The sequence below is a fragment of the Thalassospira sp. SM2505 genome, from assembly GCF_054901115.1.
Window position 1 is genome coordinate 2,807,038 of record NZ_CM142731.1, and the last position, 23,794, is coordinate 2,830,831.

General features: G+C 51.9%; 21 protein-coding genes. 11 read left to right on the forward strand and 10 right to left on the reverse strand.

Annotation, left to right across the window (positions count from 1 at the left end; translation table 11 throughout):
* Positions 1–292: 292 nt before the first annotated feature.
* Positions 293–1,345 (forward strand): LacI family DNA-binding transcriptional regulator, encoded by a 1,053-nt coding sequence (locus ACTU44_RS13220; protein WP_220150286.1) that lies wholly within the window; start codon positions 293–295, stop codon positions 1,343–1,345.
* 34 nt (positions 1,346–1,379) lie between these two features.
* Here ACTU44_RS13220 and ACTU44_RS13225 read toward each other — a convergent pair whose 3' ends face one another.
* The 5 genes from ACTU44_RS13225 to ACTU44_RS13245 all read right to left on the reverse strand — a co-directional run bounded on the left by ACTU44_RS13225 (position 1,380) and on the right by ACTU44_RS13245 (position 7,200).
* Complete coding sequence (locus ACTU44_RS13225) at positions 1,380–2,405, reverse strand: SMP-30/gluconolactonase/LRE family protein (protein WP_462095645.1); 1,026 nt, start codon at positions 2,403–2,405, stop codon at positions 1,380–1,382.
* Positions 2,406–2,416: 11 nt separating this feature from the next.
* Positions 2,417–3,418, reverse strand: a complete 1,002-nt coding sequence (locus ACTU44_RS13230) for an ABC transporter permease (protein WP_114097495.1) — start codon at positions 3,416–3,418, stop codon at positions 2,417–2,419.
* A gap of 9 nt (positions 3,419–3,427) precedes the next feature.
* Entirely contained in the window at positions 3,428–4,354 is a 927-nt protein-coding gene (locus tag ACTU44_RS13235) for an ABC transporter permease (protein ID WP_220150285.1), read from the reverse strand.
* Positions 4,355–4,449: 95 nt separating this feature from the next.
* Entirely contained in the window at positions 4,450–6,018 is a 1,569-nt protein-coding gene (locus ACTU44_RS13240) for a sugar ABC transporter ATP-binding protein (RefSeq protein WP_462095646.1), read from the reverse strand.
* A gap of 69 nt (positions 6,019–6,087) precedes the next feature.
* Positions 6,088–7,200: a substrate-binding domain-containing protein gene (locus ACTU44_RS13245; protein ID WP_462095647.1), complete on the reverse strand. Its 1,113-nt coding sequence runs from the start codon at positions 7,198–7,200 to the stop codon at positions 6,088–6,090.
* A 432-nt stretch (positions 7,201–7,632) separates the two neighbouring features.
* On the opposite strand from ACTU44_RS13245, the gene ACTU44_RS13250 reads away from it, so the two are divergent.
* Together ACTU44_RS13250 and ACTU44_RS13255 are read left to right on the forward strand one after the other, a co-directional pair.
* Entirely contained in the window at positions 7,633–8,838 is a 1,206-nt protein-coding gene (locus ACTU44_RS13250; RefSeq protein ID WP_114097491.1) for a sensor histidine kinase, read from the forward strand.
* Positions 8,819–9,553, forward strand: a complete 735-nt coding sequence (locus tag ACTU44_RS13255) for a response regulator (protein ID WP_114097490.1) — start codon at positions 8,819–8,821, stop codon at positions 9,551–9,553. The genes ACTU44_RS13250 and ACTU44_RS13255 overlap by 20 nt, the downstream gene beginning before the upstream one ends.
* A gap of 219 nt (positions 9,554–9,772) precedes the next feature.
* On the opposite strand, the gene ACTU44_RS13260 is transcribed toward ACTU44_RS13255, so the two are convergent.
* Both ACTU44_RS13260 and ACTU44_RS13265 read right to left on the reverse strand, forming a co-directional pair.
* Positions 9,773–11,110 (reverse strand): sensor histidine kinase, encoded by a 1,338-nt coding sequence (locus tag ACTU44_RS13260; protein WP_462095648.1) that lies wholly within the window; start codon positions 11,108–11,110, stop codon positions 9,773–9,775.
* A gap of 59 nt (positions 11,111–11,169) precedes the next feature.
* Entirely contained in the window at positions 11,170–11,835 is a 666-nt protein-coding gene (locus ACTU44_RS13265; protein ID WP_462095649.1) for a response regulator, read from the reverse strand.
* 142 nt (positions 11,836–11,977) lie between these two features.
* Here ACTU44_RS13265 and ACTU44_RS13270 point away from each other — a divergent pair, with 142 nt between their 5' ends.
* Entirely contained in the window at positions 11,978–13,102 is a 1,125-nt protein-coding gene (locus ACTU44_RS13270) for an ABC transporter substrate-binding protein (RefSeq protein WP_114097487.1), read from the forward strand.
* Between the two features lie 23 nt (positions 13,103–13,125).
* On the opposite strand, the gene ACTU44_RS13275 is transcribed toward ACTU44_RS13270, so the two are convergent.
* Both ACTU44_RS13275 and ACTU44_RS13280 read right to left on the reverse strand, forming a co-directional pair.
* Positions 13,126–13,986 carry a citryl-CoA lyase gene (locus ACTU44_RS13275; protein WP_462095650.1) on the reverse strand — a complete coding sequence of 287 codons (861 nt, stop codon included), beginning with the start codon at positions 13,984–13,986 and terminating at the stop codon, positions 13,126–13,128.
* Positions 13,983–15,200: a CaiB/BaiF CoA transferase family protein gene (locus tag ACTU44_RS13280; RefSeq protein ID WP_462095651.1), complete on the reverse strand. Its 1,218-nt coding sequence runs from the start codon at positions 15,198–15,200 to the stop codon at positions 13,983–13,985. Before ACTU44_RS13280 ends, ACTU44_RS13275 begins: the two co-directional genes overlap by 4 nt.
* A 118-nt stretch (positions 15,201–15,318) precedes the next feature.
* Here ACTU44_RS13280 and ACTU44_RS13285 point away from each other — a divergent pair, with 118 nt between their 5' ends.
* From ACTU44_RS13285 to ACTU44_RS13310, 6 genes are all read left to right on the forward strand, one after another.
* A complete protein-coding gene (locus ACTU44_RS13285) occupies positions 15,319–15,999 on the forward strand; it encodes an IclR family transcriptional regulator (RefSeq protein WP_462095652.1) in 681 nt (226 codons plus the stop codon).
* A gap of 320 nt (positions 16,000–16,319) precedes the next feature.
* Positions 16,320–17,318: a tripartite tricarboxylate transporter substrate binding protein gene (locus tag ACTU44_RS13290; protein ID WP_336080997.1), complete on the forward strand. Its 999-nt coding sequence runs from the start codon at positions 16,320–16,322 to the stop codon at positions 17,316–17,318.
* 44 nt (positions 17,319–17,362) lie between these two features.
* Positions 17,363–17,851, forward strand: coding sequence for a tripartite tricarboxylate transporter TctB family protein (locus tag ACTU44_RS13295; RefSeq protein ID WP_114097483.1), 489 nt, complete (start codon positions 17,363–17,365; stop codon positions 17,849–17,851).
* Entirely contained in the window at positions 17,844–19,379 is a 1,536-nt protein-coding gene (locus tag ACTU44_RS13300; protein ID WP_114097482.1) for a tripartite tricarboxylate transporter permease, read from the forward strand. The genes ACTU44_RS13295 and ACTU44_RS13300 overlap by 8 nt, the downstream gene beginning before the upstream one ends.
* Positions 19,380–19,414: 35 nt before the next feature.
* Positions 19,415–21,097: a methyl-accepting chemotaxis protein gene (locus ACTU44_RS13305; protein ID WP_462095653.1), complete on the forward strand. Its 1,683-nt coding sequence runs from the start codon at positions 19,415–19,417 to the stop codon at positions 21,095–21,097.
* The gene (locus ACTU44_RS13310; protein WP_462095654.1) at positions 21,097–22,218 is read left to right on the forward strand and encodes an AbrB family transcriptional regulator; all 1,122 of its coding nucleotides are present in this window, start codon (positions 21,097–21,099) and stop codon (positions 22,216–22,218) included. Before ACTU44_RS13305 ends, ACTU44_RS13310 begins: the two co-directional genes overlap by 1 nt.
* A gap of 100 nt (positions 22,219–22,318) precedes the next feature.
* Here the strand turns inward: ACTU44_RS13310 and ACTU44_RS13315 are convergent, their stop codons facing one another.
* On the reverse strand, positions 22,319–22,798 hold the full coding sequence (locus tag ACTU44_RS13315; protein WP_114097479.1) for a MarR family winged helix-turn-helix transcriptional regulator: 480 nt from the start codon (positions 22,796–22,798) through the stop codon (positions 22,319–22,321).
* Between the two features lie 324 nt (positions 22,799–23,122).
* On the opposite strand from ACTU44_RS13315, the gene ectA reads away from it, so the two are divergent.
* A complete protein-coding gene (ectA, locus tag ACTU44_RS13320; RefSeq protein WP_336081006.1) occupies positions 23,123–23,671 on the forward strand; it encodes a diaminobutyrate acetyltransferase in 549 nt (182 codons plus the stop codon).
* The last annotated feature ends 123 nt before the right edge of the window (positions 23,672–23,794 follow it).

Sequence of the window (23,794 nt, forward strand, 5' to 3'; positions counted from 1 at the left end):
CCTCCCTATTGAATTAATAATATTAATTAATAATATTTAGTCAAGCAACGTTCTGGAAGATGGTTGAGATAAATTGAGTGGCGGATAATTAATAATTCTGCTTCCCGACCAGTCTGACGGGTTGTTTTGAAGAAGCTGAAAAGGTATTACCAATGTCGGTCTGGAGAGTTATGAATTCGCCAAGCCATTCAATTCGCAGAACTAAACCCATCGCTTGTGCGTAATTCCGGAATATCTTACGCAATCACTGCAAAACATTGCTTGGCTAAAAGACCAGAGGCAGAACGAGTTTATGTCGCAAAAAAAACTTTATGGTGGCAAAAGCCGTCCCACGATGATGGATGTCGCAACGATGGCGGGCGTCTCGCAAGCGACGGTATCGCTGGTGCTAAATGGCAGCCCTGCCAAACTGACCGAAGCGACACGGCAACGCGTCATAGATTCCGCCAACAAACTCGGCTACCAACTGGTGCGGCGTGAAAGCCAGGTACCACCAAACAGCAAAACACGTTCGACCATTATATTTATTGCTGACGAGATCAGTACCGATCCCTGGATGGCACTTGCTTTCGAAGGAGCCCATAACAAGGCACTCGAATACGGCATAAATGTTATCCTTGCCGTAAGCCACGGGAACGCCAATATCGAGGCAAACATCGTCAACCAGATGGCGGACTCGAACGTTATCGGCATTATTTACGGGACCATTCTTACAAGACTGGTTGAGTTACCACCCGTATTGTCAAAAAAAACCACCGTTCTGGTTAATTGCTACGATAGCACCCGCACACTTCCATCGGTTTTGCCCGGGGATCTCCTGGGGGGACGGGCTGCGACTGAACGATTGATAAGTGCCGGGCGCAAACGCATAGCCATCATTAACGGCCAGAAAGGTGTTGACGCATCACGAGACCGCCTCAAAGGGTACAGGCAGGCACTCACCAGTAACGATATTCCGTTTGATCCGGCTCTGGTGCGACCGGGGAATTGGGAGCCATCGACCGGTTATTCCATGACTCACGAACTCATGGCCCTCGACAATCCACCGGATGCGATCTTCTGCGCCAATGATTTGATGGCACTGGGATGTTTTGACGCCCTGCGTGATCTTGGATTAAGCATACCTGATGATGTTGCCGTGATTGGTTTTGACGACCGCGAAATTGCGCAACACACACACCCCCCCCTTACCACGCTTATTCTCCCCCACTACGAAATGGGCGAAATTAGTGCTGAATTGCTTATAGATAGCGTGGGAGGTCTGCTGGCCACTCCCAACCAGATCAAGGTCGAATGCCTGCTGGTCGAACGTGATTCCGTAGAGAAACCGTCAAAGGACGCATAGTCTTCACCCGCTCAACAGTCAGTCGGCCGTCTGATCAGGCTAACGGAGTGCAGACCGGCTGTTGAGCAGAATGGCAGTTGACATGAATTGCGTAGACGCTCGTCGTTGCTGTTATCAGCAACTCGTTCCCGCGCGCGCCACCAAAAGTCAAATTCGAGACAGTTTCAGGAACCAGTATCTTGCCAAGCAAGGTTCCAGCAGGATCAAAACAGTGCACCCCATCCTTGGCCGAGCACCAGACATTGCCATAGCAATCGACTCTCAGTCCGTCAGGCAAACCTTTATCGATCTGGGCAAAATCACGGCCGTTCTCAAGCCTTTCTCCGTCGACCACGTCATAAACACGGATGACGGGAAGAACCTTGTCATCATGGCTGCTTCCTGATTCTGCGATATAAAGCAGCTTTTCATCATTGGAAAATGCAAGTCCGTTCGGCTGGGTGAAGCTCCACGTCACGCTCGTGACAATTCCGGTTTCAGGGTCAAGACGGAACACATTGTTATATTCTTGATCCGGTACCGCTTTGTAACCCTCGTAATTCGATAAAATTCCGTAGGTGGGATCAGTAAACCAGATCGATCCGTCAGTCTTGACTATGACATCATTTGGCGAGTTAAGACGACTGCCTTGAAATTCATCCACAAGCGTCGTGATTGTGCCGTTATGTTCCGTACGGGTAACCGATCTTGTGCCGTGCTGACATGTGATCAACCGACCGTTCATATCGACAGTATTACCGTTGGCAAACTCAGATTGGGTGCGAAAGACGTTCACTGAACCGTCACACATCCAGCGAAAAATCTTCTGGTTCGGAATATCCGAAAACAAAAGGCATTGATGAGCTGGAAACCATACCGGCCCCTCCGTCCACAAATGCCCGCCGGAAATTTTCCTCAGCCGAACATTCGCCAGTATCAGATCACGAAACCGACAGTCCAGAATCTGATATGGTTCGAACATACCGGATGCATCTTCAAGTTTATCTGCGGCACAGTAAGCCAAGTGATAATCCTTTACCAAATTCAGGTTGTGACAAAAAGATTCGGTGGCGACAAGCACCACCGATACCTTCAGCGCACCAGCTGTTGCCGCCCATAAATCAACAACATTCCAATGATTACAACTCCGAACACCACCTGTCGGAAGGTGTCAGCAGGAATATCGACGCCAAGCTGGGCAAAATATCTCTGCGGCTGAACCACAGACAGCATTGACTGCAAGATTGTGATCAAGATGACGCCTGCGATCGTTCCAACATACTTGCCTCGACCGCCCAGAACATTAGTCCCGCCCAGAACGATTGCCGCAATTGTTGGCAACAGGTAGGGATCCCCCATTGCCTGATAGGAACGGTTTGCCCATCCGGCCAGCAAAACGCCCGTCATGGCGGCACATGCACCCGAGAAGACAAAGCAGGCCAGGATAACCTTGCGCGTATCCACGCCGCTCAGGAACACCGAACGCTCCTGATTCCCTACCGCATAAATCCGTCGACCAAGGACTGAACGATTTAGCATGAAGATAATCGCCGCCCCAAGAATGATCCAGATAAGAAGCGGGTTCGGAATACCGGGGATGAGATGCCCGACAGCCAGTTCACGCATGAACTCGGTTGCACGATCTTGCGGAGCAAATCCGCCCGTGTGGTAAACCATAAGGCCTTGTGCGACCGCATTCATGCCAAGCGTGAAGATCATGGCCGGTGCACGCAGATATGCAACACCCAGTCCGTTGACGAGCCCGATCAAAGCTCCACACAAAACGCCAAACGGGACAGCAAGTGTAATCCCCCATTCAGGCCCCAGAAAACCGGTAGCACCAGTAGCCATCATGCCGCCGACACATATGGTCCAGGGAATGGACAGATCAATATGTCCCAACAGAATGACCAACATCACGCCACTTGCAACCACCCCGAGGAAGGACGCGGTATGCAACTGCTGAATTAAATATTTCGGTGACAGAAAGGCAGGCTCAACCATCGCCCCGATCAGAAGCAAAACAATTACACATGCAAATGCAATCACAGTTGCCCGATCAAATTGCCTTGCGATTACGACTGAAACACTCATTTTTCTGCCTTACCGATAAATATCTAGTCTGTTCTTGATTCTAAGAACGCGTAACGACCCGAGACTGACCGCAACAAGCAACACGACGCCGACGAAAAGCGGCTGCAAGACCGGATTGATGTCAAACACGATCAACAGATCACCGACCGTCCGCATGACAAAGGCACCGAAAATCGAACCGACTGCGCTCCCGACACCACCAAACAGGGACGTGCCTCCGATAACGACAGCCCCGATTGAATTAAGGGTGTACTCATTGGCAATGGACATCTTGGCCGCACCGGAATAGGTAAGTGCCGTAAGAAGAATGCCGCCAATCGCCGACAGCAGTCCGCTCAATGCATATGCCAACAGTTTGGCGCGATTAATCGGGATTCCGGACATATATGCCGCTTGCTCTGATGAGCCGATGGCGAATGTTGCTCTTCCCAATACCGATCTGCGATACGGTATCCAGATAAACACAACCACAGCCAGTAACAGCAAAACGCTATGTGGAATGGCGAAGGAAGAACGGGTCATAAAATCGGCGAGTTCAAAATTTACCGACCCGCCCGGCTGGGGACGAATGGCAAGAGCGACACCGAAATAGACAGCGCTGGTCGCCAGCGTGGCAATCAGCGGCTGAAGACGACCATAAACAATAATGACACCATTTATGGCACCGCATGCCAAACCAACCAGCAGCACCCCGAAAATCCCGAACGTGGTAGCGACCGGACCGCCTACAACGATTGTTGATGCAAGGCAGTTCGATAATACAAATGTCGCCCCCACCGAAAGATCCAGTCCCCGCGTAATCACCGGCAAGGTTTGCGCCATGGCCACAAGTGCCAGCAATGCGCCCTTGTTCGCAGCTGTATTTATCATGTTTGGCGTCAGACCTGCTGCCTGCTTCCAACCATAGACAATGAACATCGCTGTAAAGATCAGCATTGCGATGAGAATACCTCTCTGGGCAGCGGATAACCGGCGAACCCAGGCGAAATGTTTTTGTCGAGAAACCAGATCTGCTGGTTCAGACCCCACATTCATAACGACATCCCTTGTTTCTTTTTCAATTCTGGCTCGGTCACAGCTTGTTCCGGCAGGTTAAGTGCAGCCGAAACCAGATTGGTTTCGTTAAGATCATCCCCAGCAAGGGTTCTAACAATCCGGCCGTCATACATAACAAGAACGCGGTCACAGCAACCAATCAGTTCGTCATAGTCCGTTGAATACAAAAGGATCGCACATCCCTCAGCTGCCAGTTTCTGCAGGAGATGATAGATTTCCTGCTTGGTGCCGACATCAATTCCACGCGTAGGATCGTTCAACAGAATGATGCGTGGCTTGGTCATAAGCCACTTGCCGATCACGACCTTTTGCTGGTTCCCCCCGGACAGCGCCCCGACCGGACCATCGATGCCATCGGCCTTGATCTTGAGAAGTTCCACCATTTCATCGATGGCCATTTCTTCTGCAGCTGTATCGACGACACCTAACCGGCTCATTTTTTCAACAGCTGCAAATGACAGGTTCTCCCGAACGGTCATCGACAACATCAAGCCTTCGTATTTGCGATCCTCTGGTACAAGCGCAATGCCTATGTCATCGGACTTCGCCATCTTTGGACTGTTCAACTTTACAGGCGCGCCGTTGACTTCAACGCCCCCGGTCGACCCGATCAGCGTTCCAAACAGGCCCAGTTGCAACTGCTTCTGCCCCTGCCCGTCCAAACCTCCAAGTCCGACAATCTCACCCGGACGCATTTCAAGGTTGATGTCATTGAGTTCATCGTTCCAAGAAAAGTTCTCCACCTTCAGGATCGGCTCGGAAACATCAGGTCTGCTACTTTTCGCAGGATACACACTGCTATATTCGCGACCGATCATCATCTCGACAACGGCGCTATCTGATTTCGTACCGTTCTTGAATGTCTCGACCTTTCTGCCGTTACGATAAACCGTACAGGTGTCAGCCAGTTCGGCGATCTCTGGCATACGGTGAGAAATGTAGATGATTGACATTCCCTCATCGCGAAGCCGGTGAAGCATCGCGTAGACCTTCTCCACATCAGCGGCTGTTAACGCAGATGTTGCCTCGTCCATGATCAGAATTTTGGGGTTTCGGGCCAATGCTTTGGCAATTTCCACCATCTGGCGTCGAGACAAGGACAGATTGCTGACGGTTTCCATCGGATCGATGTTCTCGCCACCAACGCGCGCAAGCGCCTCTTCGGCTATCTGTCGCTGGGCGCGATAGTCAATCAGGCCAAACTTATTACGTGGGGGACGGGTGATGCCGATATTGTCGGCAACGGTAAGATCGGGCAACAGCGACAATTCCTGGAATATGCATGACACACCCAGGTCATTGGCTTCCTGTGGATTTGCAAAATTTACGATGTTGCCTTCAATTTCGATCTTTCCGCTATCGGGCTGCACAACACCCGAAAGAACTTTGATCAACGTCGATTTTCCCGCCCCGTTTTCACCAAGCAATGCATGGATTGATCCACGGTGCGTTTCAAAACTGACATCTTCTAGAGCACGGACACCACCATAACTTTTGGTAATGCCCGACATTGACAATAAATAAGGAGATTTGCGCTCTGACACGGCAGTGTTCCTAACCAGTATAGAATACCGTCGACCCGAACCGGGCCGACGGTAACCGGACGTTTGTTGTTAGTTATTCTCGCCTGTCTGAGACGCGATTTCCTCTGCCGTGAAGCCAATATTGCAAGCTTCGAAATTGTTGCCCGCAAAGAAGCTCCCCGGAAGTTTCGGGAACATTTCGACACCTTCCTTGAAAGGCGCATAGGAGATCGATGTCGGCAGCGCAATTTCTGAGGGAACGACTTCACCCTTCAACGCCGCAATTGCTGTTTTGATCGTTACTGAGGACTGCGCAGGACCAGTGCCACCAGACTGACAGCTCAGCCCAGCTTTATTGCAAAGCTGCCGAAACGCATTTTCGGTTTCTCCGGAAATCGGAGCTTTGAAAACGCCCGCATCCAGCATAGCCGTTGCAACACCTTGCGATCCGCCCTGCACATAAATCCCGTCAAATACACCGCCTGCGGCAATAGCATCTGCCGTAACTTTCTGGCCATCGCCGGGCGCCCAGTTCCCAACGACATCAACAACTTCGACGTCACGACCGGATTCCTTGATAACTTCAAGAAAACCCTCGTTTCGCGCGATATCCACAGGTTGCCCCGCAGGACCACGTACATGCAGGAACTTGGCAGGACCATCACCGCTTTGTTCAAGCAAAAATTCCCCGGCTGACTTGCCAAGGCCTTTTTGATCAACATTGATCGCAATCTGGTTCGGATCATCAATAACGTTGTCAAATGACAGAACTACCACATTGGCTTCGTTGGCTTTACGAACCACTGAACCAAATGCTGCGGTATTGTTGGCATTGATGATGATTGCATCAAATCCCTGATCGATGAAGTTGTTCGCAGCCGCGATCTGAGCGGCGATATCCTCACCGACCGAAACGACCTTGAACTCTTCGATATCAGCTGCCACGTCAGGCTGCGCAGCATACGCCTTTGCCACCGCAATCATTTGAACGCGCCAGTCATTGGCAATAAAGCCGTTGACCAGAGCAATCTTGTAAGGGCCTTCACGTCCTGGCCACTGGAAGTATGTCGTGTTGTCCGATACCGGTGTGAAGCATGACGGATCAGCGCCAGGACCAGCAACGGTATTCGGGCCAGCAATCGCAACCTGTGCACTCAACATCAGGGCGACAGTTGCTGTCGTCATCGAAAGTAGTTTTTTCATGGTATTCCTCCCGTTGGATGCGCTGTTCTTTATGTCTTCCTCAGCAGGTCAGCGCCCCTGCCCGCTTTGTGTAATTTTCTTGGTCAGTTAGGTGTCAAATGTCTGAATCGACGCTCCTGATCACCGATCGCAAATGAACATTTTTGTCGTCAGGCCAATTTTCATTGCGAAATCTGGTTGTGCACACAGCATTCGCTTGAGCATCGGCAAGTGACTTATTGTTTTTATTTATTCCATCACCGTGGAGGGGTGAGGATGAGTTCGCGACTGCAACTCCAGCCATGAAACCATTGCGCAAGTTTCATTCTCTGCTGATAAATCGTAAAGAGCACTCTCCGCACAACGCATACGGTGTCACGCATCCAAGTTGCGGGTTTCCGCAAGACAAGGCAAAAACCTGTGAATATGATTTAAGAGCTGGAGGAAACAACCATGTCGGATCTTGCTCACTACCTTCGCATATCCAATTTGCTTGCGGGCAATCTCGATATTCACTCGGCGCTAAGCTCGGTGAAAACCGAGATCGATAAGATTATCGAGTTTGACCATCTTGATGTGTGTCTTATCGACACAGACAAAAGGTGGGCGACGGCATATGAAGTTGGCGTGGAAACTGCCTGGAGCAAAATGCGGTCCCGGGTGCACAAGGCTCCGATCCGCGACATCCTTCTGGGCAAGACAGACCATCTCCTTACAGGAAATGCACTTCAGGATCCGCGTTTCATTTTCCCCGGCGCAGTAAGTGCACCCATAGTCGACCACGAATTGCGCAGTCGTGTGAGTGTCGGCATGAAGGTCCTGGGTGAAGTCGTCGGGTCTTTGAATTGTTCTTCAAATAAAGAGGACTTTTATACTCAAAGCCATGTCGAGCAGATACGCATTCTCGCAGACATGCTGGCTCCCTATTTTTATGCCCTGCGGGCTAATGAAAAGGCCAATAAAGAAGCAATAATTCGTGCCGAAATTCTTGCGCGTGAAGAAGGTCTGCGGTTGGGGGCGCTTAGCCTCACTGATGCTCTCGAAGCCGAACGCCAGCGTATTGGCATGGACTTGCACGATCAGACTTTGGCCGACTTGACACGCATCGCCAGAGATATCCGCCCCGGCCTGAGCGAAGCACAGTATCTTCGATTGCAGCAGCAGGTCCAAAACATGATTCAGGGACTGCGCGACATCATTGATACCTCAATCCCCTCAATCCTTGACTTGTTTGGATTTCACCACGCGGTTCAAACACATCTGGAACGTGCGGTTAGCTATGACAGCACGATGCAATTCAGGGTCGACGATCATACAGACGGGGCAATTGATTCTTTGCCAGAGACAACACGGATCGCCGTTTTCCGGATTTGTCAGGAAGCAATCAATAACGCTGTCCGGCACTCCAACGCCAATCTCGTTTCAGTTTCGGTAACCGAAAACCCGGCAGGTTGTTTGAATATTCGGATTTCAGACGACGGTCGGTTCAAACCACATCCAAGAAAACCTTCCAGTGGATTGGAACATATGAAAACCCGCGCGCGCCTCATCGGTGCGAAATACGATCTTTCCACTTCACAAGGTACGCAAATTACCATTCAGTTGCATCAAACGACCGGAAAAGCAGGAGACGTGATCCATGAAAATATTGCTGGTTGAAGATGACAAAATGCACACCGACTTTCTGATGGAGATCGTGGAAAGTACGTTGCCGGAATTTGATGAAATCCTGCTTGCTCCAAATGGCAAAGATGGCGAAACACTTGCACGTCGCCATCAGATTTCTGCAATTGTGATGGACCTGCGAATGAAGGAACACAACGGTATCGAAGCCGCCCGAACCATTTGGGCTGAACGCCCGGATACCCGAATTCTTTTCTGGTCAAACTATTCTGATGAAGCGTATTTACGCGGCATTACGCGGATCGTTCCAGATCAGGCGGCTTACGGATATGTTCTTAAAACTGCTTCACAAGACAAGATGCGCCTGGCTTTGCGCGCAGTCCTTATTGAAGCACAGATTGTTGTCGATCGCGAAATTCATCAGATACAGGCCCAACACATGCGTTCACGCAGCGCATTAACGGAATTCGAATATTTGATCTTGCTTGATCTCGCACTGGGGTTACCTGACAAGGCAATCGCAATACGCCGGAAACTCTCGCTTCGGACTGTCCAGAACCGGTTACTGTCGCTGTACGATAAACTGGATGTCGAATCCCAAGACCAAAATGACATGGGTATCGTACTCAACAAACGGACGCGCGCCGTCTCCAGTGCCATCGCGCGCAAGGTGATCAATCGCGAGGGGCTTATCACCGCGAACAAGGAACTTAGTGCATGGCTTGCACGCACATCTGTTTCTCAAGATTGAGATAGGTGGAAACCCATAGCCTCTTCAAGTCATTGACAATCACGCAACATCAACCAGTTCCCGCATATTCGAAACGCAGTTCAAACTAACGCAAGCCGTTCCAAAAACCCGCCGACATATTTAGATCAGGATATATCCTTTAATATCAAATAGATGAAAAGATGTATTAATCGGAAACTTTGACTTTCATCGCCACATCCCTGCGTTGCGCATTGCGCATCATTGACATCGCTTGAACTTGACACTGAACACGCAACCGCCGTGACCTTGGGGCTGTGACAGCTTCACTTTGGTTTCGTGACGTGCAGCAATCTCTTTGACGATCGACAGACCAAGTCCGCACCCTTCTTCCTGCCCGGCATCATTCATCCGGTAAAACCTCTTGAAAACGTCCTTGTGGTGTTCAACAGGAATTCCCGGGCCGTTATCCTCGACCGTAAGCCGCACGACATCATCCTTGAAATCATTTTCAAGCCGCACAGTCACTGCACTGCCTTCCGGGCAATATATCAGTGCGTTATGGACAAGGTTTTTGAGAAGCTCTTCGATAAGCGTCGCATCACCCATAATGTATGTCGGCTCTGTCAGACCTTCATATCCAAGATCAATACCGCTTTCGAGTGCAGCCGGGACCTTGGTGCTGGTCACAGCGCGCGTAATTTCACAAAGATCAATTTTTTCAAACGGTCGACCAGCCAATCCTTCGGGTGCTGCGCGCGCAGATGCGAGCAACTGATTGGCAAGATGGGATGTTTGCCGCGTGGAAGACGCAATCGTTGCCATGATCTGATGCAGTTTTTCGGGTTCGCTCTCGCGCTGTCCGAGCTCGGCTTGGGTGCGAAGTGCTGCCAAAGGTGTACGCAACTGATGTGCAGCATCCGCAGTAAATCGCTGCATCGTTTTCAGACTGTTCTCCAGACGCCCGAACAGCTGGTTGATTGCCCCAACCAGATGACGTACCTCGGTCGGAACGTCATGCAAAATCGGTCGCAAATCGGTCGGCGAGCGCCGATTAAGTGCTTCTTCAAGCCGGGTCAGCGGTTTAAGGCCCTGCCCAATACCAAACCACACAATGATGGCCGCAAGCATAATCAGTACGATCTGGCGCGCAGCGGCACTGGCGAGAATATCCTCGCTAAGACTTGTGCGTGTCCCCATGGTTTCCGCAACAAGAACCTGAAAACGCGTGGCTTTTCGAACGCTTGCAACATATCGGGACAAGGCCCCGATGCGAACCTGCTCACCATTATAAACAGCGTCATAAAATACCGGTTCTTCACGAAGTGGTAAAAGGCGTTCCGGAACCGGTGGCAGGTCTTCGTAGCCGGTGATGAATTCACCCTGCCCTGTACTGACCTGATAAAAGACGCGATCTTCTGCGGCACTGGTCAGCATCTCAAGTGCTACATAGGGAACATCGACTTCGATCTTGCCGCCGATCAGGACAACACGGTCAGCAATTGCCAATGCTGAACTCAAAAGAGCACGGTCAAAAGCCTGATTTGTCGACTTTACTGCGTTACTCCTAACTTCGAGCAACATCAGGGAACTGATCACCAAAAGAGGTATCAGCAACCATATAACAAGCCTGCGTCTGAGTGACCCGTTACGCCATTTCATGTTTTCTTCAACAAATACCCAAGGCCGCGCACTGTCTGAATTTTAACATCGGCCATTTCCACACGCTTGCGCAAACGACTGATATAAAGCTCTACCGCATTGGCGCTGATGTCATCCTCGAACCCGGCGAGCTGATCAGAAATCTGCTCCTTGCTCAGCACATGTCCGACACGTAGTAACAGAATTTCAAGGATATTCAGTTCACGACGTGGAATGTCGACATCCTCGCCTTTAATCGTTACCCGCCGGGCAACAGTGTCAAATGCCAGCTGTCCACATTTGATCTGGGTATTGTGCGTACCGGCATGACGCCGCATCAGTGCCCTGACCCGTGCTTCAAGCTCGACCAGTTCAAATGGTTTCGCCAGATAATCATCTGCACCAAGATCAAGTCCCTTGACCCGGTCTTCGATATCGCCACGTGCGGTCAGGATCAGAACGGCACTTTCAGCTCCGCGATGGCGCAACCGCCTGAGAATTTCAAGCCCGTCAAGTTTCGGAAGGTTCAGATCAAGAACAACAAGACCGTATTCCTGTGTGCGCAGGATATCATCGGCTTCCTCACCATCTACAATCACATCAACAGCATAGCCCGAATGACGCAAAGACCGTGCAATCCCGTCGGCAAGTGCTGCATGATCTTCAACGACAAGGACTCTCATTGTTTGTAATTCTCTTCCCTGTTAAACCGTTCTACGGCTTTGTTCTGCCTTGCGGCTCCCTGAATGGACCATGATATGGCAGATTACTTTGTTCATACCACAGCCACCTGTGAATGGCCGAACGTGACATAGAGTATCCAAAATGACCCTGGGCCGAACCATTATTCGTTTATGTGCCATCGTCGCGACGATGCAAGCATCTTCTGCATTGGCCGAGGTGTTTACATTTCCTCCGATGCGGACATCTCAGATTTCCGACCCGGAACAATCGCTACTGGCGCATGTCACACCATCGGCGGTCATTTATGGGTCAGCCGACATTGGCGCGTTCAGTCCCGTGATCGAGGCCTTCCAGCAAGATAATCCGTTCATTGGCGTTGAATATCATCAGCTTCAGACACTTGAAATGTATGACATGACGCTGTCCCAGCGTGCCAATAGTGAACCGAACGCCGACCTGATCATAAGTTCGTCCATGGACTTGCAAATGAAGCTTGCCAATGACGGTTACGCAATTTCCCATCAAAGCAGCGAGACCCAGGCACTTCCGCACTGGGCGCGATGGCGAAACGAGGCCTTTGCCGTCACACAGGAACCTGCTGTCATTGCCTACAACCGGGCATTTTTCCGTGAACACGATCTTGAACCGCCACGCACGCGCGATGATTTCATTGCACTCCTGACCAAACATGACGACCTGTTGAGCGAAAAGGTCACGACCTATGATATTGAGCGCAGTGGTGTCGGCTTCCTGTTTCTGGCCCGTGACGAACGATTTTTCCCTGGCATCTGGGATTTCGTTCGCACACTGGGGCAATCGAAGGTGAAGCTTTACTCAAACACATCTCCGATGCTTGAAAAGATAGCCGACGGTCAGGTTGTTCTGGGATATAACTTGCTTGGCTCCTATGCCGAGACATTCAGCCATCGCAACCCGAATCTCGGCGTTATTCTGCCCGATGATTTCATTGTTGTTTATTCGCGTATTGCCATCATCCCGCGTGATGCCCGGAACCCGGATCTTGGCGCGCGCTTCCTTGACTTCATGTTATCCGTCAAGGGTCAGAGCATTTTGCAAAATGAAGGCAACTTCAACCCGGTACGGTCAGATGTTCCGCAAAGCCCGTTCTCGTCACTGATCTTTGATCGCTATGGCGAACGGGTGCGCTCATTCCCGGTTGGACCCGGATTACTTGTCTATCTTGATCAGGCCAAGCGCGAACGATTTATCCGTCGCTGGCAGGATGCCTTGCTAAACCGCCGCTAAAGCACCCTGCCCACCATTCATCCTTAGTGGTTATCAAAACCGGATTTGGCAGTATCAGGGACATCCCGACGTTCCGGACCATTGTAGTTCCAGATCAGTCGGCGCGGGATCGGCCCCTTATTGCGTCCGCCCTGTTGTGTTTGCTCCCAGGCATGGGCAAGAATGCCCACCGACCGCGACAGGCAGAACAAACCGCGTGCAAGTTCCGGAGCAAAACCAAGCTCGGCATAGATCACGGCGGTCGCACCATCGATATTCATTGGAATGCGCTTTCCTTTACGCGCAAGCAATTCATCCTCGATTGCACTGGCAATTTGTCCAAACTGTCCGCTTACGTAACCGTGGCTCGATGCCTGTCTGACCAGTTCCAGCAGTCTTGGCGCACGCGGATCCACCGGATGAAAACGGTGTCCAAAGCCCGGAATATGTTTGCCGTGCTCTGCAATCTGATGATCAAGCCCCGATGCCACGGCATCACGCAACGTGGCACCTGCGCCCATGCGCTTTGAGATATCGTGATAAAGCGTCACCGCCTGCTCACCCGCGCCACCGTGAACATCGCCTAACACATTAACAGCACTTGCCATCGCGTTGTTAAGGCCAACACCGCAAGTCGCCGCCATGCGTGCAATTGCAATACTGGGCGCTTGCGGCCCGTGATCAACGGCCGCAACCAGCGCTGCCTCAAGAAGCTTTGCCTGATCCGCGGTTGGCAATTCACCGCGTGTCATCAACCAGATCATGGTCGGGAAACTGACATTGCCGATCAGATCCTCAATCGGGTAACCGGCATAGTGGATTTTCCCAGGTTCCATATCGATGATATCGGTCTGCCACCAGTCACTGACTTCGTTTTCAATGTCCTTTGCGGTCTTGTCATTCATAGTACGCCCTCCTTGGACAAGGTTGTGATCTCGTCAGCAGACAGGCCAAGCGACGAGAGAATATCTGTATTGTCCTGACCAAGTTCGGGGGGCGGCATATCGACCGACGGTGCAACCCCGTCCATCTTGATCCCGGTCTTCAAAATTCGGATATCACGATCCGCACCGGGAACATTTTCAAAGGCTGCCAGCATCCCGCGATCAGCAATCTGCGGAAGTGCAAGAACCTGTGGCACAGTAAGAACGGCACCGGCAGGAACACCCACTGCGTTGAATTTCTCAACCCAGTGGTCCGTTTCCTGTGTCGTCAGGACGGCTTCAAGCAGTCCGGTCAGTGTGTCACGGTTCTCCAGTCGTTCCTTACGTGATGTAAACCGCTCATCGCCGATCAGGTCCTCAAGACCAAGGACACCACACAGCGCTTCGAACTGCTCCTGTTTGTTGGCGGCGATATTGATCTGACCATCTGCTGTTTTGAACGCACCTGACGGGGATGAGGTGAAGTTATCATTGCCGTTCGCGGTCGGTTCTTTGCCAGCAATGAGATAATTTGAAACCACCCACCCCATGGTCGCGATAACAGATTCCAGCATCGAAATGTCAATAAAACAGCCTTTACCATCCTTGTTGCCAAGAGCTCTTCCAGCCAAGGCCGAACTGATGGCAAATGCAGCTGTCATGCCCCCAATCGTATCGGCCATCGGATAGCCGACGCGATAGGTTCCCGTCTCCTCTGTCCCGGTGATCGTCATGATACCGGACAGGCCCTGCACGATTTGATCATAGGCCGGAAGTTTCTTCATCGGGCCAGTCTGACCAAATCCGGAAATCGCACAGTAAACCAGTGCGGGATTTACCTTTGACAGAACGTCATAGCCAAGATCGAGCCTGTCCATAACGCCGGGCCTGAAATTCTCGACAAGAACGTCGGCCTTCTTGACCAGTTTCTTGAGGATATCTTTGCCACGTGGATCTTTAAGATTCAGGGTAATCGACTTCTTTCCGGCATTTTGCGCCAAGAAGGAGACGCCCATCAGCTTTTCATTCAACCCCATATCGGCACCCAGCTGTCGGGCAAGGTCACCACGCCCTGGGGCCTCGACCTTGATTACTTCTGCACCAAGATGAGCAAGCTGATGACAGCAAAACGGCCCGGCCAGCACGTTTGTCAGATCAAGCACTGTGATGCCGGACAAAGATTTTGTTCCGTTCATGGGTCCTCCTTAAATTCTGTCTGGTAGAATTATGTTCTATTATATAGAATTTATGACCCGTGCGAAATGCAAACCGGTCGCCGAACACCGCAGCAACCCAACAGAGAGATCACTTTTCATGTCAGAACAAAACGTTAGTGCCGTGGAACGGGCCCTGAAAATTCTTGATGTCTTTACGGATCAGGATCCGGATCTTTCGCTCAAGGAACTCGCTGAGCGTACCGGAATGTATAAAAGCACCCTGTCACGACTGGCAGGAACGCTGGAGTCACACGGGTTTCTGATGTCCTCCGGTCGCGGACGTTATCGATTAGGCCCGGCATTGTGGCGACTGGGATCAATCTATCGAAGATCCTATCGAATGGATGATGTCGTGCGCCCGCACCTGTCGGCGCTGGTCGCCCAAAGTGGCGAAACTGCCTCATTCTATGTGCCTGAGGGCTCCAACCGCCTTTGTCTGTTTCGGGAAAATTCACCGAGCAGCTTGCGCCACCATCTTGAAGAGGGTGCAATCCTGCCCTGTGATCGAGGTGCCGCGGGGCATGTCATTCGTGCCTGGGGAAACGGTGTTGATGATCGCGCTATCGAGGTTCTTGGAGACAGGTTTGCGCAAAGCGACGGGGAACGTGATCCGGATATTTCCGCGATCGCAGTCCCGGTCCTTGATCGTCAGTATCACCTTTTGGGTGTTTTGACCCTTTCTGGTCCCGGTAGTCGTTTTACATCTGAAAAACGCCTCAAGATGCTGAATTCATTGCAGTCCCATGCAGATGATTGCGGCAAGAAGTTGTCTGCCTGATCCCGGTTTTCCTTCATTTTTGCCAATATCGCATAAATCATGTGAAATTTTTTCACCGAATTATCCGCAATGACAGGTTGATGACAGGTTCGACTGTTAACGTCCTTCCACTGCCGATCCGGGGGTTTCAACGAAGCACCCGGAACAAACAAAAAGAATATCGGCAAGGGAGGACAACCTAATACCTGCATGCAGATGGCATTGTTGCATCCGCTAAGCGGGTTTCAACGTTCTTCCTTGCTGAAGTTTTGTTCCTGATGATCGGTCGACCGCCAAACGGGTGGTCTGGGAAAATGCTTTAGTGTCTGGAGGAGACCCTGATGAATAAGCTGACGATGTTCTCACGTCGCGGATTTATTGCCGCAGCAACCGCAGTTGCTGTTTCCACTGCTGCATTTGGCGCAATGGATGCCAAAGCCGCAGAAATGAAAGAAATTCACTTCGTCATTCCGGGCGGCGCTGGCGGCGGCTGGGATGGCACGGCACGTGGCACCGGCGAAGCACTGACCAAATCCGGTCTGGTTGGTACCGCATCCTACGAAAACATGTCTGGCGGCGGCGGCGGTAAAGCCATTGCATACATGATCGAGGCCGCTGATCGCCTTGATAACACCTTGATGGTCAACTCCACCCCGATCATCGTACGTTCGCTGACCGGTGTGTTTCCGCAGTCGTTCCGTGATCTGACCCCAATTGCAGCAGTCGTTGCTGAATACGCAGCGTTTGCCGTTCCGGCAGACAGCAAATTCCAGTCTTTCACCGATGTTGTCGAAGCCGTCAAAGCCGATCCGAGCTCGGTTAAATTCGGTGGCGGCTCGGTACGTGGTGGCATGGACCATATCGTAGCGGCCTATGCTGTCCAGAAAGGCGGCGGCGACGCCAAACAGGTTAAATACATTCCGTACGATGCTGGCGGCAAGGCAATTGCAGGCCTTCTGTCGGGTGAGACCGAAGTTCTGTCAACCGGCTTGGGCGAATTGCTTGAACTGGCCAAAGCAGGTCAGATCCGCATTCTTGCTGTAACGTCGAAAGAACGCGTTGAAGCTGCTCCTGACGTTCCGGCACTGGGCGAAATTGGCATTGATGCTGAATTCGTTAACTGGCGCGGGTATTTCGGTTCCCCGGCCCTGTCGGCTGAAAAAGCAGACGCTTACGCTGCCGTTCTCAAAGACGTTCAGGCCACTGAAGAATGGGAAACCGTTCGCAAACGTAACGGCTGGGAAAAAATCTACAAGCCGCGCGCCGAGTTCTCTGCCTTCATGGAAGATCAGGAAAAGGTCGTTGGCGACCTGATGCGCGATCTCGGCTTCCTGAAGTAAGCCTTTAGAACACAAGTAAAAAGACCTCCGAAGGAAACCACGCCATGTCCATCAATCGCGACAAATTCGGCGCATTGCTGTTCCTATGCCTTGCTCTGATTTATGGCTTTTACGTCGGTGACATTCCGCTGCTGTTTGGCGATGAGGATGCTCCGTTCAATGCCAGAACCCTCCCTAATGCACTTGCCTGGATTCTGGGCGTGGTTTCCTTCATCCAATTGATCCTGCCGGCCAATGAAGACGCTGGCAGTCTCTCGGATGCCTTTCGTGGCCTGAAATGGCGACGTGTCGTCATTCTTGCGGCCCTGATGGTGTTCTATGGCCTGACGATCCGCCAGCTTGGCTTCCCGATCTCGACATCACTCTTCCTGATGGGCGGTTTCTATACCCTTGGCGAACGACGTCCACTGGTTCTGGTGTTGACGGCCGTTCTTGTCACACTCGCATTCTGGGGGCTGCTGTACCTGATGGGTATTTACCTGACCCCGGGCGATTTCTTCTATTATCTCGGTTGGATCTCAAACGATGCTTGATGGAATTTTTGCCGGTCTGTCGACCGCTGTAATGCCAATCAACCTTCTGATGGTTGCGGTTGGCTGTTTCGCAGGCACCTTCATCGGGATGCTTCCCGGTCTTGGCCCAATCACCGCCATCGCACTGATGATCCCGATTACCTACGGGTTTGATCCGTCAACCGGCCTGATCCTCATGGCTGGTGTATATTACGGGGCGATCTTTGGCGGTTCGACATCTTCTATTCTGATCAATGCGCCGGGCGTTGCCGGTACAGTCGCAACTGCCTTTGACGGTTATCCTATGGCCCAGAAGGGTCAGGCGGGCAAGGCATTGGCGATTGCGGCATATTCCTCCTTCTCGGGCGGTACGATTGCGGCAATCTTCCTGCTGGTTGCAGCCCCTGCCCTGGCATCGGTTTCACTGTCCTTCCAGTCTGGCGATTATTTCGCCCTGATGGTTCTGGGACTGACAGCAGTTTCTGCGTTTGCCGGTAAAGGCCAGGTTCTCAAGGCGATCACGATGACGCTGTTTGGCATCATGCTGTCGACCATCGGGACCGATCCGGCGGCGGGTGTTGCTCGCTTTACCTTTGGCAGCATGGATCTTGTCGATGGTATCAGCTTCCTGTTGCTTGCAATGTCGACCTTTGCACTGTCAGAAGCCCTTCTTTCGATCCTCCGTCCGACCAAAGACACCCGCTCGGACGAAGAAAAGGCCCTTAAAAGCCTTGGATCAATGAAGTTGTCCAAGGCAGAAGTCAAAACCATGGTACCGGTCATCGGCCGTTCTTCCATTCTCGGCTTCTTTACAGGTGTTTTACCGGGTGCGGGCGCAACCATTGCATCCTTCCTTGCCTATGGCATGGAACGCAATCTGGCATCGGCCAAGGAAAAGCTTCAGTTTGGCAAGGGATCCATTCGCGGCCTTACGGCACCGGAAACGGCTAATAACGCTGCTTGTTCGGGTTCATTTGTACCACTTCTGACACTGGGTATTCCGGGTTCCGGTACAACTGCTGTCATGATGGGGGCACTGATTTCCTATGGTGTTCAGCCGGGCCCGCGCCTGTTTGTCGAGCAGCCCGCTGTGTTCTGGTCTGTCATCATCTCGATGTATATCGGCAACGTGGTTCTGCTGATCCTCAATTTGCCACTTATCCCCTACATCTCCCGTCTTCTGGCCCTGCCCCAGCAGCTTCTGGTGCCGTTCGTTCTGTTCTTCTCGCTGGTTGGTGTCTATCTGGTAACCTTTAACACCATGGACATTCAGATGATGGTATTTGCCGCCGCTATCGCAATCGGCCTGCGTTTGCTGAATTATCCGATGGCACCGATGCTTCTTGGCTTCATTCTCGGCAAGATGATGGAAGAAAACCTGCGTCGCGCATTGGCAATCAGTGACGGTTCCCTTTCCTTCCTTTGGGAACGTCCGATCACCCTTGTCATTCTTCTGATCAGTATTCTTTTCCTCTCTGCACCTTTGATCGGAAACTTCCGCGAATGGATGCGCGGCCGCAAGGCTGTTCCCAATGACGGCGAACTCTAGGAAGCGACGTTAATCGACAAGAAGGAAACGGGTGAATGCGTTTTATTGATAATCTGTCGATCGGCCCCAAAACCCTGCTGGTTCCGGTCTTCCTTATGATCGTCATTATCGCAATGGGCGTTGCGACTGTCGCAACCCTCGAAAGCGAGAAAGCCACACTCACCAGCCTTCGCGTCGAAGCCTATGAACGGCGATCCGATGCGCTGACCTTAAGCAATGCGCTTAACGAGGCTCACGGATCGCTGTTTCGCATTCTGACATGGGATTCAAACGGTATTAATGCCGCCGTTGTACCGGACCTGCGCGAAAAGGTCAGCAAGCTGTCCTCCGAACTGGCCCCGATGGCAGAACGACTGGCCGCCGTTGGCGGCGATGAATTTGCAGCCAATTACGCAAAATACATGGAACAGGTCGATCAGTTCCTTGTTGAAAGCGAAATGAATATCTATGGCGCGCTTGAAGTTATCGCGCAGGCTGACGAGACGTTTCAGGCACTTCAGGTTCCGCTGAACGATATTCTTGCCAAGACCCACGACATCGCAACGACCTCCTTTGCCGAAGCTTCGTCAAAGGCCGAAGCTTTGCAACGCGTCTTTGTCATTGTTGCCGTCCTGGTGGTGATTATTGCCGGGATCGTTTCTGTCTTTGTGTCGCGCCGTATTTCACGCCCGATGACCGATTTGGCGCGACTGATTGAAAAGATTTCCAATGGTGATCTTGATATCGATATCCGCGGCGGGCAGCGGCGGGACGAAATCGGCACTGTTGCGCGCTCGGTCACTGTGTTGCGCGATCAATCGCGCGAGGCTGAAACCTTGCGCAAGGAGCGCGAACGTATCCGTGGCGTTGAACGCCAGCGTCAGCAAAACCTGATCGAGGCAACCGAACATTTCCAGCGTTCGGTTCAGGAGGCCCTGTCGGGCTTTGATCGCGAGTTTGGTTCGCTCAACGGTTCGGCAAGCGACATGGAGCAGATTGCCAACCATGCCAGTGCCCGCTCTGCAGACGCAAATCAGCATTCCGAACAGGTACTTCACCATATCGAAGCGGTATCGCACACCACAGCCAGCCTGTCCGAAGCCATCGCGGAAATCGGACAGCAAGCGCAAAATTCTGCCACCGTTGCCGGGCGCGCCCGCGAGGAAAGCGAGCATTCCCGTGCCCTGTTTGATCAGTTGACCAATGCCACCCAACGGATTGGTGATATCGTCAGTCTGATTGAAGACATTGCAAGTCAGACCAACCTTCTTGCCCTGAATGCCACGATCGAAGCCGCCCGCGCCGGTGACGCAGGCAAGGGATTTGCCGTGGTCGCAGGCGAAGTTAAAAACCTTGCCTCGCAAACCGCCCGCGCAACGGACGAGATCGCAAGCCAGGTCGAAGAGATCCGCGGACTGACCGACAATGTCATCGCTGCCCTTCATAGCGTTGCCGACGTAATTGGAGAGGTTGACCAGTCCGCAGCAGCGATTGCGGCCGCCGTTGAAGAACAACAGGCATCAACCGCAGGCATTTCAAACAGTATTCAGGATGCCAATGGCGGTATGCGCACAGTGGCAGAGGCCGTTGGCGCGCTTGATAATGAAACCGAGCGTGTTCATAACGGTTCGGAAAATGTCTCGCGGGCGACCAACACCCTGAATACCGAAGCATCCCGACTGCGCGATGCCATTGATGGTTTCCTAGAGCAGATTGAAAAGAACAAGGCTGAAGCATAATGAGCAGAACACAGGACGATCCTTCCAATGACAGTTGGATCAATTGCACTTCCCGTGTTTTAACGCCGAAATTCTTTAAAAAACTTTCTATCGGACTTGGCATAGGCCTGATCGGCGGGCTGATAGCCCATTCGATTAACATGCCACTGGCCTGGATGATGGGGCCAATGCTTGCGACCTTTATCGCAAGCCTTCTGCGTGTCCCGATGGGCATCCCGATGCAGTTCCGTTCAGCCATTCTTGGCGTGATCGGAATATTCCTTGGGGCGTCTTTCACGCCCGATACATTTGATCAGGCGGCGCGTTGGCCGATCAGCATGATCGCTGTCCTCCTTTACGTACCAGTCATCACGGTGATCATCACCTGGTTTTATACCAAGGTTGCCCGTCTTGATCCGGCAACTGCACTGTTTTCGGCCACCCCGGGTGGCTTGACCCCGATGGTCGTCCTTGGGGCTGCTGCAGGTGGCAACGAACAGGAAATTGCCCTGACACAGGGGCTGCGTGTTCTGTTGCTGGTGATGTCAGCCCCCCTTATCGTCCTGATGATCACCGGCGTCGTTGCAAGTGGTCATGGTGATAGCGAAGCCGTTCAGATGTCTCTTGGCGAAGGTGCGCTTACTGCAATCTGCGCCCTTCTCACCATTCTGGTATTTCGAAAGATCAGGGTACCCGCCTCATACATGACCGGCGCCATGGCCGCCAGCATGGTGCTGCACGTCACTGGCACGGTTGAGGGCAATCTTCCCGGATGGTTGCTGGCAGGGAGTTTGCTGATCCTTGGCTCAGCCATCGGCAGTCGCTTTTCAGGGGTAAAGCTTGCTGTCCTTGGTCGACTGGCAGTCTATTCAGTCCTTGCCACTGTCGTCGTCCTTGCCTTTACCGGTGTCATTGCATGGTTTGTGGCGCAGTGGCTGGACCTTGACTTTATTGCAGTCCTTCTGGCTTTTGCCCCGGGCGGTGTCGCCGAGATGTCATTGATCGCACTTGCACTGAATGTCGAACCAAGCTTTGTCGCATTCCATCATATCGTGCGCATTTTCGAGATTGTGCTACTCGCCCCGATCATGGCGAAATGGTTCGAACGCCATATCAATCGCAAGAAAGGCCTTCCGGGCTAACTGAATACCGGAACTTTCGACCAGATTTTTATATACCAGCGCCTTAGGTCGACAACATTTAAAGTAACTTTAAAAATGGTTCGATCACTCGCTACCGGACCTAGTCGCGCTTATCGACAATAACATCGTGATCTAGCAATGGCGCAACGTCGATGTCGCTTGCATCCATCATGCCCGATACACGCTGCAACGCCGCGATAAGGAATGTCTGTTCCCATTCCTCAAGATTGTTGAACTTGTCGGAAAAACGGTCATGCAAGGCCATTGGCGCACGATCAAGGGTCAGCACGCCCTCCTCGGTCAGGCGCACAAAGACTTTACGCTTGTCCGTATCACCGCGTTCGCGAGACACCAATCCCATCGCCTGCAACTTGTCGACAAGTGATGTGGTAGATGCCTGTGCAAGATTGACCTTGGCGGCAATCTGCCCGACCGTCATCTCGCCGAACTCTTCCAGTGACTGCAAAACAAGAAGCTGTGATGTTTTCAACCCGGTGATTTTACCAAGTTTCTTGGCGTGAATATCACTCGCACGCAGGATTCTGCGAATTGAGATCAAAGCTTCGTGCAATTTGTCCATTTTGACGATCCGGGCGAAAATTATTGTTCTGCTGCAGAACCTGTTTTAGCCGCACACCCCGCGCTACGCAACGTTTTACGACATACTTCCATCGATTTTCTATTGGTTATTACATCGACAATCGTTATTTTAAGGAAAGAATTTTTCCTCATTCTCAGCGCATCATTATCGATGTTCGATTAATTATACTTGTCATATTTATCAGTAACTTAGTGCATTTCACAGGAATTTCACAGTCGAAGGGTTGATCATTTTATATCGATATTCTATACATCTTCTGCGACATGAATGATCGCATATCGAAATAACAGAACAGGCAGACCGATGAAAATTGCCACCACAAAGGGCAATACCGGCCAGAAAGCCAACCTGATTATCCGAAAACCCAAGGCCACTGACGGCGCTACGGTAAACAACCTCATCGCCGAGTGTAAGCCTCTGGATGAAAACTCGATGTACTGCAATCTGCTGCAATGTTCGCACTTTGCAGACACCTGCGCGATTGCGGAACTTGACGGCGAAGCTGTCGGCTTCGTCTCGGGCTATATCGTTCCGAACAAGAACAACCAGCTCTTTATCTGGCAGGTTGCCGTATCACCGAAGGCACGCGGATTACGTCTGGCTAAACGCCTGATCCTTGACATTCTGGACCGTCCGGCATGCCACAACGTGACCGAACTGAACACGACAATCACCTCGACCAATGCACCGTCGCAAGGCGTTTTCCGTTCAGTCGCACGTGAGCTTGGCGCCGACGTCAAACGCAAGGTCCAGTTCGAACGCGAAACCCACTTTGAGGGGGCCGCTGCCAGCGAAATTCTGTGGCAGATCGGACCGTTCGAACGTGAAGATGTTGAACGCGTCGCGGCCTGATTAGACCAACCTGACCACTCCCAGCGCATGCAGCAAACGGCCATACCGTTTTTGGAACAACCGGCTCGCCGGAACGTTTGGCATGACATGTGGATTTGATTTTCCCAATCTGAAAGAGGGAAC